The sequence below is a fragment of the Rhodococcus sp. C3V genome, from assembly GCF_029269915.1.
In the GTDB taxonomy this organism is placed as follows: Bacteria; Actinomycetota; Actinomycetes; order Mycobacteriales; family Mycobacteriaceae; genus Rhodococcus_F; species Rhodococcus_F qingshengii.
Genome location: NZ_JARJBE010000013.1, coordinates 139,095 through 151,833 on the forward strand (window position 1 = coordinate 139,095; position 12,739 = coordinate 151,833).

At 61.7% G+C, this 12,739-nt stretch carries 3 protein-coding genes; 1 reads left to right on the forward strand and 2 read right to left on the reverse strand.

The window, feature by feature from the left end; translation table 11 throughout:
- Positions 1 to 2 precede the first annotated feature (2 nt).
- Positions 3 to 3,107 (reverse strand): multicopper oxidase domain-containing protein, encoded by a 3,105-nt coding sequence (locus P3G66_RS27110; RefSeq protein WP_276117372.1) that lies wholly within the window; start codon positions 3,105 to 3,107, stop codon positions 3 to 5.
- Between the two features lie 317 nt (positions 3,108 to 3,424).
- Between P3G66_RS27110 and P3G66_RS27115 the strand changes: the two genes are divergently transcribed.
- Positions 3,425 to 4,036: a glyoxalase gene (locus tag P3G66_RS27115; RefSeq protein ID WP_276117369.1), complete on the forward strand. Its 612-nt coding sequence runs from the start codon at positions 3,425 to 3,427 to the stop codon at positions 4,034 to 4,036.
- A gap of 34 nt (positions 4,037 to 4,070) precedes the next feature.
- On the opposite strand, the gene P3G66_RS27120 is transcribed toward P3G66_RS27115, so the two are convergent.
- The gene (locus P3G66_RS27120) at positions 4,071 to 12,737 is read right to left on the reverse strand and encodes a non-ribosomal peptide synthetase (RefSeq protein ID WP_276117370.1); all 8,667 of its coding nucleotides are present in this window, start codon (positions 12,735 to 12,737) and stop codon (positions 4,071 to 4,073) included.
- Positions 12,738 to 12,739: the final 2 nt, after the last annotated feature.

Consider the following 12,739-nt stretch of genomic DNA (forward strand, 5'->3'; position numbering starts at 1 on the left):
GATCATCGGCCGCCGAGCGGCAGAACTCCCCCGCCGACGGGATAGGGCGGCAGCGTTCCCACAAGCGTCGGTGTCAATGTGGTCGCAGACGGATCGGCACGACCGAGAGTGAATTTCCGAACTTCGGCACCCGTTCCGTTGCTGCCGCTGACGAGGAGATCCGCGCCGGTAGTCGTGCTCGTCGTGGCTACTCCGACACCCGAACCTGGACCGGTGAACGGGTCGAAAGCTGCAACCTCCCGAAACGCCACGTCCGTCGAATGGTGATCTGGACTCTCGAGGTACATCTCGGGTGCACCGTCGAGCCTGGATCCACTCGAAAAGACGCGGATTGATCCTTCTCCTCCGAGCATGCCTGCCACTATCGACTTTGCTCCGCCCTCGGCGCCGGCCACCCAACCCGTCGACAGAGACACCCCGTCGCGGTAGCCCTGATCGAATGCCAAAAACTGCGACGTCATTACAGGACCAGCCGTATGACCTGCGTGTTCATCGGAGCCGCCCTGCGCAGCCGCCGTCGGTTCGTACAGGTCGTAGCGGAACGTCTTGATCAACGGCTCCTCGCCCGCACCCGGTGCGGTCACGATGCTCGCTCGACCGGAGTGACTGTCAACCATTCCGGTTGCGAACGTGACTCCGCTACTCGATCCCGGGTACGGCGAGAACGAACCGAATTCTGCGGGTGCGGACCTCTTGTCCGCCGGAAGGTCGGTGGAGTAAATCTTGACCTGCGACTCCATCCCTGGGCCCGAGGCAACGATGATGTTGTCCGCCAGTGCGTTTCCGTCGATATCGACTCCGCCGATGTTCACTCCGCCACGAAAACCCACATCGAAGGGGGCAAATCTTGCCAACTCGTCGGTGAACGGCACGCCGCCGACTGCGTTGTACGCCACCACTTCCGGAGCCGAGCCTGCACCTGTTCCAGCGACCAGATCAAGCACCATGTCTCCGTTCACGTCCGCCATCGCAACACTCGGGGTGCCTTCGAACGACGGGAAGGGCGTCACAGCAGTGATCAGTTTGTCGCCGTTGGCATCGAATATCTGCACCTTGGCGGGCACGCCGGCCGAACCAGGTATCGCGACGGCATATGTCGATACCTCGGGAATCACGTTGACAGTCGCCATCAAACCGTTGTCCTCGTGATTGAGTCGGTGGCAGTGAATCACAAAGGTTCCGGTGTACTCGGTGAACTTCGTTCGCAACGTCACTGACGCAGGCTCGAGAGCATTCTCATTCTCGTCAGTCACCGGAGCGGGCACGTTAACGTTGTCGATTCCCCATGGCTGAACCCCTGTCGTGGTACCTGCGACGGGATCCACAACTTCCGTTACCTGGAAGTCGTTGACGTGAATATGCATCGGGTGTTCGTCGTTGTTGAGGTTCGTGATCTTCCATTCCTCAACGGAATTCAGTCGCGGTTGAATCAGCGGAATGTTGGGGAACGTGTTGTCGGCGAATTCGTAGGTGAAGGCCTTCGGATCACTGTTGCTGGCCTTCTCGTTTCCGAACCCACCGGACACTGTGAGGTTGCGGGTCACGTCGGGCGTCATCGCTGCGGTATCCACGAACGGGGTGTAGGTATCGAGGTTCTGTCCGAACTCGAAGGGAGTCGTCTTTCCTTCACCCTCGTCTGGCGTCGCACGGATCAACTGCTGAGTCGGGAACGTGAAGAATCCGTCCGCGTAACTGATCACCGACGGGTCGACGGTGACGGTTCCGAGTTCGGCGGGCGGATTGTCGGTACCGTTGTTGGTGTAGAGAATGCCTGGATTGCTCACCGGCTTCGCACCTTCGAGCGGAGGCATCTCCAGCACCAGATCGCCGGACTCCGGCATCGTCACTGCGATTGCGTATCGCGAGGCCGGCGGAATCACCAGCCTGGTTCCGTCCCCGTCCACGGGTGGCCTGACCTCGTCGAACGGGTTTCCGTCCTGCCCTACGATGGCGAACTTCGGATGGGCGCCGGTTGCGGTTTCCGTCAACGTGACCGGCATGTAGGCAAAGTCGCTGATGTTGGCAAGCACCCAGATCTCGGTCTGCCCCGGCTTCAGTTTCAGCGACGGCTGGAACTGACCGTTCACGGTGTACTGCACATCGCGTTGGTTGTCCGGCAGTGAAGGATCGGCCGGTACAGTCGTCGATTCACCCACGAAGCTCTGCAGATTGCCTGGAACGAATTGATTCTGTCCACGATGATTGGCCGGGGACAACGGTCCGGTGTACCAGTTGGTGAAATACTGCGTGCCCTCGGTGGTGTCCGAGAAATTCACCGGAGCAAGGCTCGGACGGTACGTGCCGTCGGCTAGTTCCGTACCGGCGGGTGGCGTCAACGTACTGACGAATTGGGGCCAGTTCGCGTCGTTGAGCTGTCGGCCCTTTCCTTTTCGGTCGAATACGAAGTTGTACTGCAGTGCCATATCGCGAATCGGAACGTCGTTTGCCGTCACGACAGGCAGATTGCCGTCCGGCCGGCCGATTTCCAGTAGCCCGGCCAGGCCCATGTACGTCTGCTGGGCGGTGAGGGTGTGCCGGTGACTGTGATACCAGTACAGACCGTTCGGCATCGTCCCCGGAATCGCGTAGTCGTACACGTTTCCCTGGCCGGCGGGAATGTTGAGCAACACGTTGTCCGCATTGCCGTCCGGACTCACGTGCACTCCGTGCGTGTGCAGATTCAGCGGAGCCGACGTCAGCGCCGGCGGATAGATCGGCACGTCCCCGCCCGCCGGTGTGAATGCCGGATCGTAGAAGTCCTGGATCGTGAGATCCTGCAAATCGTTGTCGTAATGAATGATCAATCGCTCCCCGGGATTGACGCGGAGAGTCGGCGCCGGATAGACGTCACTCGCCGAGGTCGATCCGTCCGACGCCGTACCCCGGATGACCTCGTACCCGAAGAGCAGAAAATTCGACACGGGCGCCGAAGCGGTATCGAGCGGAATCACTCCCTGATGAGCGGACAAGCGCACCTCGAGAACACCATCTCGGCTACTCAGTTTCACCGGCTCCCGATAGTCGACGGCGGTTCCGCCAGAGCCGTAATTGCCGCCCACCTCGGGCGCCGATTCACCGGAGGTACACGCGGCCAACGCCATCGTCATGGACACCACTACTGCTGCGGCTAACGACTTTCCTCGCAGTGCGATCACTGGTTTCCCCGTTCCATGGTGGCGTGAGGTACGTCCGATCAGCGCTCACCAGCCTATCGAGAAAACATCGGCTGAACAGGATATTCACGACAAATCGCCCACCTAAGGCCTGCGTGAGTGCTGCACCTTGCAAGCAGTCTCAGCAAACCGATCAGAAATCGAGAAGCACAGCCACGGGACCCGCAATTACGTTGAAACACATGAACACACCACAGAAGTCCACTTCCGACCACACGTCGCCAATCCACACATCAGCAGGGAGCGCCCAGATGACCACCGCGAAATCCGTGATACTCGACGTTCCCGACCTCGCGGCAGCCGAAGCCTTCTACAACGCTCTCGGCGTCGGAGATCGAATCCAGCTACGCGAATCGAACGAACCGACAACAGGGTTTCGTGGGTACACCCTTTCGCTCGTCGTCTCCCAACCGAACATCGTCGACGCCTTCGTCGGCGCAGCACTCGCAGCCGGTGCCACCGCCTTGAAGCCTGTCAAGAAATCCCTCTGGGGATACGGCGGAGTCGTCCAGGCTCCAGACGGTTCCATCTGGAAGATCGCCACGTCGTCGAAGAAGAACGACGGGCCGGCCACCCGCACGATCGACAGCCTCGTGCTGCTGCTCGGCGCCGAAGACGTCAAGGCCAGCAAGCAGTTCTACCTCGACCGCGGACTCGAGGTGTCCAAGAGCTTCGGTCGCAAGTACGTCGAATTCACCAGTGCAGCAAACAATGTGACACTCGCACTGTATGGTCGCCGCGCTTTGGCAAAGGATGCCGGGGTTGCTCCGGAAGGCACCGGATCACACCGTCTGACCGTTGCCGGCGCGTCTGAAACCTTCACAGACCCAGACGGTTTCGCCTGGGAAAGCACCCATTCCTGACGCAGGTGGTGTCTCGAGAACACGCCCGCCCGACTCAGGACATCCGTCGAATCCTCTCCAAGTTGTGCGCCATCAACGGACCAACGGTCTCGAGAGCGGCGGGCGAGGTGATGTCCCAGTGCGTGCACTCGACCGGGTGATTCACGATATCCCCGCTCACGTGTGCACGCCATGAATCGATTCCCCGGTTCAGCCATGGATCATCCAGCGCTGCAGTGAAATACAGCACGTCGCCATCGAAGATCCCCGGCTGGTGAGTCTGCATCAACGTGTCGTTGTGCCGGGCCGCGAAGACAAGCCTGCCGACATCTTCCGAAGTCAACTCGCCCATGGCTCGCGCGAACTCGAGTCCCATGTCCGCGTCGTCGTCAGCGTCCGTACCTTCGCCGTCTTCAGCGGCATGGGCGAAGCTGTCCAGCATCACCAACGAATCGACCGACTCGCCCGCTGCCTGCAATAGCACCGCCATCGAGTGTGCGATCACGCCACCGAGCGACCAACCGGCAAGGTGATACGGACCTTCAGGCTGGATTTTTCGAACTTCCTCGAGGTACCTGGCGGCGGTGAACTCGATGGACTCCGGCAGCGGATCCGCGGACGAGACTGCTGGAGTTTGGATCCCGTACATCGGAGTCGCCGAATCGATGTACGGCGCCAAGCCGGCATAGCTCCAGGCCAGGCCGACGATCGGATGGACGAAGAACACAGGCGGCCGATCACCGGTCGTCCGAATCGGGAACACGACGTCCAGCGCCCCGGAAGATTCTTGTCCGGAGTCGACACGAATCGCAATCGACGCCGGAGTCGGCTCGGCCATCAACCACTGCAGTGGGATCTCGCGAGCAAGCGACATCCGCAGTTTGGTCACTACTCGCATCGCCGACAGTGAGTTGCCACCGAGTTCGAAGAAGTTGTCGTCGGCGCCGACGTCAGCAATCTCGAGGACCTCCGAGAAGGCTGTGGCCACAGCGATTTCCGTAGGCGTGCTCGGCTCCCGATACACGATCTTCGACGCAAAATCAGGAGTCGGCAATGCCTTCTCGTCGACCTTCCCTGTCGGTGTCATCGGCACCTTGTCGATGAAGACGACGGCACTCGGGATCATGTGACGTGGCAAGAACTCTGATACGAATGCGATGACGTGGCCCGCCTCCGGCGCAGTTCCCGGCTCCGGCACGACGTACGCCACCAGCGCCGTGTCTCCGGACGGTGTCCGCTTGCCGAGGGTCATGGCCACATCGACGTCCGGGTGGGCGTGCAGTGCCGCATCTATCTCGCCGAGTTCGATGCGATGGCCACGAATCTTGACCTGACTGTCGGTCCTGCCCCGATACTCGATGGTGAGTTCGGGTGTCCACGCGGCGATGTCACCGGTTCGATACATACGATCCCCCGGCTGCCCGTGCGGGTTGGGAACAAATCGGGTTGCCGTGAGCACTAGCTGATCGTGGTACCCCCGGGCTAGAGCCGGCCCCGACACGTACAGCTCACCCGGTGTCCCGATCGGCACCGGCAGCAGTCGAGCGTCAAGGATCACCGTGCCGAAACCGCGTACGGGCGATCCGATCGTGACCGGCTTCCCCGCGACAAGATCACCGACGGTGGAGATGTCGGTGGCCTCGGTTGGTCCGTACCCGTTGAGCATGGTTCGACCGGGCTGCCAACGATTGACCAGTTCGGCGGAAACCGCTTCACCGCCGACACCGAGGACTCGAAGCTCCTCGAGCCCTTCCGGTTCCATCGACGTCAACATCGCCGGAGTGATCAGTGCGTGGGTGACCTCGCGGTCGATCATGAACCGCGACAACTCGTCGCCGCCGATAATGGAGGGTGGTGTGACGACCAGAGTCGCCGCCGCGGAAAGCGCCGACATCATTTCACCCACCGACATGTCGAAGCTCGGCGAGGTGTTGTGCAGGAATCGTGAGCGCGAGTCGACGCGATAGTGCTCACGACGCTCGGCGGCAAGGTTCGCGAGACCACCATGCGTGACCACGACGCCCTTCGGTTTGCCCGTGGATCCGGACGTGTAGATCATGTAGGCGGGATTGTCGATGCGAGCCGCTCCCGCGATACTCGAGTCGGGTAGCTCTTGGATCGCGGTTTCGAGTGCGTCCAGATCGAGCCAGCGCACCGAATCGGGAAGTTGATTCCCACCTCGGCTGATGCCGATGACAGCGTCGGAGTCTGTGATCATGTGCTCGATCCGCTCAACCGGATAGTCAGGATCGACGGGCAAGTAGGCGGCGCCGGTCTTCGTCACTGCCCACACCGACATCACGGACGCTGCCGATCGCCGGAGTGCCACGGCTACAAAGGTTTCCGGACCGACTCCGTGATCGAGCAGAATGGAAGCAAGGCGGTTCGACCAGGCGTCCGCTTCACGGTATGTCCACGCACGCCCGTCGGCCCAGATCGCGATTCCGTCGGGGTTCTGTGCGACGGCGGAAGCGATGAGATCAGCCAGGGTTGCGCTGGGCGCAGTCGGCAGGCCCGATACCGGGACAAGCAGGCGACGCTCGTCGGGCCCCAGAACATCCAGGTTTCCGGCAGCGGTGTCCGGCAACTCCACGAATGCACGCAGGATCCGAAGCATCCTCTGGCGCAGAACCTCGATCGTAGGAGCATCGAAGACATCCTGCTGATACTTGAGCGTGAATGAAATGCCGTCATCGGCAACAACGGTAAGTGTCAACGGATAGTGGGTCGCATCGTCACCGGTGATTGCTGTGACCGTCATCCCGTCGATCGAGCTCGTTGCAGCGATACCTTCCGTATCGACGGGGTACGACTCGAAGACGGACAACGTGTCGAAGTCAGCGGCATTTCCGACGCTCTTGACGATCTCCGTCAGTCCGAGTTGGTGGTGCTCGAGAAGCGCCGCCTGTTCTGCCTGCAGCCGTGAGAGCAAGGAACGCAAAGACTCCGCGGGGTCGATCGTGACCCGGACGGGCAGAGTGTTGATGAACAGGCCGACCATCGACTCGACATGATCGAGCTCGGGAGGACGACCCGACACGGTTGCACCGAACACGACATCCGTTCGACCCAGCTGGCGCGCCAGCAGGATTCCCCAACCTGCCTGCATCATGGTGTTCAATGTGACGCCGTTGTCGGCGCTGAAGGCACCGAGATGCTCGGCGAGTTCGGTCTCCACCTGGGTAACGACCGACTCGACGGTGCCGGTACTCGAACCAGCAGACCCTTCCCCGGCGAGCAGGGTCGGCTGCTCGAGCCCGGACAGCGCCTCGGCCCACGCCAACTCGGATTCCGCAGCGTCCCGAGAATTCAACCAGGACAGGTAATTACGATAGGACGCTGCGCGGGGAAGCACCGATTCGTCGCCGTGCGTTGCGTACAGAACCATCAGGTCCTTCATCAGAAGCGGCATCGACCACCCGTCGAGAAGAATGTGGTGCAGTGTCACCGCAAGCGCGTGTCGACCGGGATCTCGAGTGATGAGCGTGAACCGAAGCAATGGCGGTGTTGCCAAATCGAAACGCTCGGATCGATCGCGCTCGAGGGTTCGCTCGTAGACAGCTTCGCGCTCACTCGCAGGCTCGGCACCGAGGTCGACCACACGCCACGGGACATCGACCTCACCGAGAACGATTTGCGCGAGTTCGCCGGACAGATCGGCGACATAGGCCGTCCGTAGGTTGTCGTGACGGTTCAGCAGAGCAGTCACGGCCCGGTTCATTCGTATCGGATCGACAGTTCCTGTCAGCTCCAGAACCATCTGGGTCTGATAAACGTCGGCAGTGTTGCCGGCGAGCAACGAGTGGAAGGCAAGTCCGTGCTGCAACGGCGACAGTGGCCAAATGTCGCTGACCAGCGGATACCGGTCTTCCCAGACATCGATGTCCTCCTGAGAGACCGTCACCAACGGAACGTCGGAAGGCGTCAGGCCTCCCCCCGCGCCGCTGCCGACGTGGGAAACCAGGCTCCGAAGCGCGCTCGCCCAGTACTCCGCCAAGTCTCGGACGTCCGCATCGGTCAGGAGGCGTCCGGCGTAGGAGAACGTCGCGGACAACTCGGCATCACCCGAAATGTCGGTGACTATCGCGTTGATGTCGAGAACTGCGGCGGCAGGCATGTCGGGGTTTCCGGGGCCTTCGATGTCACCGACATCCACGGACGGAGTCCACCCCAAATCGGCGAACTCCTCCGGGACGCTGCCGGCAGACACGCGACCGAGGTAGTTGAAACTGATTTGCGGCATGCCGTCCGGCAGTGGTGTACCCGGGTCGCTGCCGGTCATGTCACTGCCGGACATGTCACTGCCGGTCAGATATCGGAGGACCCCGTAGCCGATGCCACGACCGGGCACGGCGAGCAGTTGTTCCTTGACCGACTTCACGGCCCGACCCGCCGCGACGCCGCCGCGCATGGCGTCGTCGATGTCGAGCGCACCGAGTTCGAGGCGCACGGGATAGACGCTGGTGAACCAACCGACGGTACGCGAGAGGTCAGCACCGGGTGCAGTCTGCTCTTCTCGCCCGTGACCTTCCATCTGGATGAGCGTCGATGTGGTGTGCACGCCTCGTTCGCGACGCCACCGAGTGACTGCAAGCGCCAGAGCTGTCAGCAAACCGTCGTTCACGCCGCCACGGAACGCGGCCGGAAGCTCGGTCAGCAGTGCTTGAGTCGTCGACGCGTCGACGCGCACCTCGATGTCGCGGACAGTTGCGACCAGATCGAGCGAGGGGTCGAAGCGCGCCGATCCCAGATCCGGGTCCTCGCCGTCGACGATTGCCCGCCACGCCGGCAGTTCTGCCGTCGCCCCAACTGCACTGTCCTGCAGCGCATGTGCCCAGCGACGCATCGACGTGCCGACAGGTGCCAGCTGCGCCGGCGCACCATTGGAGATCTGTGCCCACGCGGTCATGAAGTCCGGCACCAGGATTCGCCACGACACTCCGTCGACGACCAGATGGTGCATCACGACGAGCAGTCGCCCGGTCGCCTTTTCCGCGTCACCCACCGGCGCGAGCCATACGCACGCGAACATGACACCGCCGCGCGGATCAAGTTCTCGTCGAGCCAGTTCCACTTGGGATCGTGCCAATTCGGTCAAGCTTTCCGCGCTGTCGACGGCAGCGGGATCGAAGTCGACCTTCCGCACACGTGCGGCCACGTCCACGCTTCCGGGCTCGGCCACGTGCAAAGTTTTGCTGTGCAAGGTCGACCGAAGCATGTCGTGGTGATCGACGACGGCGGCCACCGTGGCGACGATCCCCGCCTGATCGACGCCGACTGGCAGATCCAGTGCGATCGACTGTGAGTAGCGATCGAAGTGATCGGTGCTGCCGAGCACCATGTGCATCACCGGCGTCAGCGGCAACTCTCCGACACCGTTGCCCGGCAGTTCGGCAAGTACCATCTGCGCCGGCGCGTCAGATCGCAAAACGACCTGTGCCAGCGCGGCAACAGTCTTCTGTTCGAAGACGTCTCGTGGGGTCATCACGAGACCACGAGCCTTCGCTCGGGAGACCAGTTGGATAGATGCGATGCTGTCGCCGCCGAGCCCGAAGAACGAATCGTCGACGCTCACCGACTCGACACCGAGCAGGTCTGCGAACAGCGAAGCGAGGATCTCTTCCGGCTCGGACGCGGGTGCTCGATAGCGCACCTTCGACGCGGAGAACGTCGGAGCGGGAAGAGCCTTGCGGTCAAGCTTTCCGTTCACGGTCACCGGTAGAGCGTCCAGCACGACATACGCGTCGGGCACCATCGGTCGTGGCAGCGCGGACTCCAGATAGCGCCTTACGGACTCGGTATCGATCACGCGCCCAGCTTGCGGCACCAGGTATGCCGCCAGCCGCTTGCCCAGTGCAGTCTCGACGACAAGCACCACGGATTGCGCGATCTCGTCGCATTGTGTTGCTACCGCCTCGATTTCACCGAGTTCGATGCGTTGACCTCGGATCTTGACCTGACTGTCGATCCGTCCGCGGTACTCGATGGTGAGATCGGCCGTCCAGGCAGCGATGTCACCGGTCCGGTACATGCGCTGTCCAGGATCACCGTGGGGATCGGCGATGAATCGTGTTGCGGTGAGAATGTGTTGGTTGTGGTAACCGCGAGCCAAAGCGGGCCCCGCCACGTACAGTTCACCAGGCGTACCGATCGGCACCGGTCGCAGTCGAGTGTCCAGGATCAGGGTCCGGAATCCGCGCACAGGTTTACCGACCGTGACAGGTTGTCCCGCTTCGAGGTCTGCAACTGTGGAGATGTCGGTCGCCTCGGTCGGTCCGTAGCCGTTGAGCATCGTTCGCCCTGGCTGCCAACGATCGACCAGTTCAGCGGATACCGCTTCACCGCCCACACCGAGAACGCGAAGATGTTCGTGGTCGTGGGGGGCGATCGTGCTCAGAACGGCCGGGGTGATCAGAGCGTGGGTGACCCGTTGCGAGTCCAACAACTCGGCCAAGTCGTCACCACCGATCGTGGTCACCGGAACGATCACCAATGTTGCTGCAGCAGAGAGCGCGGAGATCATTTCGCCGACAGCCATGTCGAAGCTGGGTGACGCGGTGTGCAGGAACCGGGCGTCGGACGTGATCTGGTAGTGCTCACGCCGTTCGGCCGCCAAGTTGGCGAGACCGGAATGAGTGACAACCACGCCCTTGGGCTTGCCCGTCGAACCTGACGTGTAGATCATGTACGCCGGATTGTCGATCCGCACCGGCGGCCAGCTCGCGCTCACCGGGGCTGCCGCCAGTTCTTCGGCGATGTCCTCGAGAACCAACCATTCAACGTCGTCGGGCAGGAACTGACGCTGCTCGGCGATCGTCACACCCAACCTCGCTCGAGAATCTTCGAGAATGTGGTCGATGCGATCGGCCGGATAACTCGGGTCGACCGGCAAATATGCGGCACCCGTCTTGGCAACCGCCCAGACTGCGAGGACGGATTCGAGCGATCGTGGAAGAGCCAGCGCAACAAATGTTTCCGGTGTGATGTCGCGTCGCAGCAGGACGTGAGCGAGGCGGGTCGAGAGTTCGTCGGCCTCGGTATAGGTGACGGCGCGGCCATTCCACAGGAAGGCGATCCCCGTTGGATTCGACGAGACCGCAGCAAAAATCAGCTCGGACAGAGTCGCGGGATGCGCCGCCGTAAGTCCTCGCACCGGCACCAGTAGGTTCTGCTCGTCCCGATTCAGAACGTCGATATCCCCGATTACTCTCGCGGGATCCCGCGTCAGCTGCTCGAGCATCATGACGAATCGGTCGGCGAACGACGCAGCCGTGGAACGGTCGAACAAATCCGTCGCGTAGGTCAGCGAGCCACTCACCGCTACCGACTCGGTGTCTGCGCCGCTGGTAGATTCCGTGGTCTCGAACAACGTCAAGGCAAGATCGAATTGAGCTGGAGTGACGTCGAATTCGACGGCGGACACCCGCAGATCAGGAAGCTCGAACGTGGCGTCTTCGATATATTCGTAGGCAAACGTGACTTGGAACAGCGGTGTGTGAGCCTGTGAGCGAACAGGTTGCAGAGCGTCCACCAGTCTCTCGAAAGGCACATCGACGTTGCCGAACGCACTCAGATCTCGGTCACGCACCTGGTCGACCAACTGCGCGAACGTCAGTGCGGGGTCGGCATCCGTTCGCAGGACGACCGTGCCGACGAACATTCCGATGAGATCCTCGAGAGCCGCTTCGCCTCGTCCGGACACGGGCGTGCCGACGACGATGTCGGTGCTCGCCGACACTCTCGCCAACAGTGCCGCATACGCAGCGTGAATCACCATGAACACACTTGCGTTGTGGTGATCGGCGATCTCACGAACGCGATCCATGATCTCGGACGCGATGTCGAAGCGAACCATCGCACCGTTCTGGGTGGCCACCGCCGGTCGCGGTCGATCGGCCGGAAGCTCGAGCAGTTCCGGAATCCCGTTCAATGTTGATTTCCAGTAATCGATCTGAGTCGATGCGATGCTCTTCGGGTCAGCCTCGTCACCGAGGAGCACCCGCTGCCACAGCGCAAAGTCGGCATACTGGATCTCCAGCGGCGCCCAGAAGGGGGCCTGGCCGGTCAACCGTGCCGCGTAGGCGATCATGACGTCGCGAGCCAACGGCGTCATGGACACGCCGTCCGCACTGATGTGATGCACCGACATCACCAGTACATGCTCGAATTCCTCGACGCGGTACAACTTCACGCGAATCGGCACGGAAGCAGTGACGTCGAACCCTTCGGACATGACCTCGAGTATGCGAGTGTCGAGGTCACCGCGGTCGACGTCGATCGGGCTCAGATCGAACTCGACGTCCTCGGGTGTCAGGATCATCTGGACGGGGCCGTCACCGTTGTCGGGGAACACTGTTCGCAGCGACTCATGACGCGTCAGAACATCACCGAAGGCACTGCGAAGCGCCGTAACGTCGACGATGCCGGAGAGTCGGATGGCCAACGGGATGTTGTAGGCCGCAGATGCGACGTCGTACTGATTGAGGAACCACATCCGATTCTGTGCAAGTGAAAGCGGGATCTGCTCCGGACGAGTCTGCATCTCGAGGGCAGGCCTGTCGGCACGCTCTGCATTGTCCAGTGCAACAGCAAGTTCCGCCACAGAGGGGTGATCGAACAACGTCCGAAGCGGCAACGCGGTACCAGCGTGTTGGTTGATGCGGCTGACAAGTCTGGTCGCATTGAGCGAATTACCACCCAACTCGAAGAAATCATCATCCACAC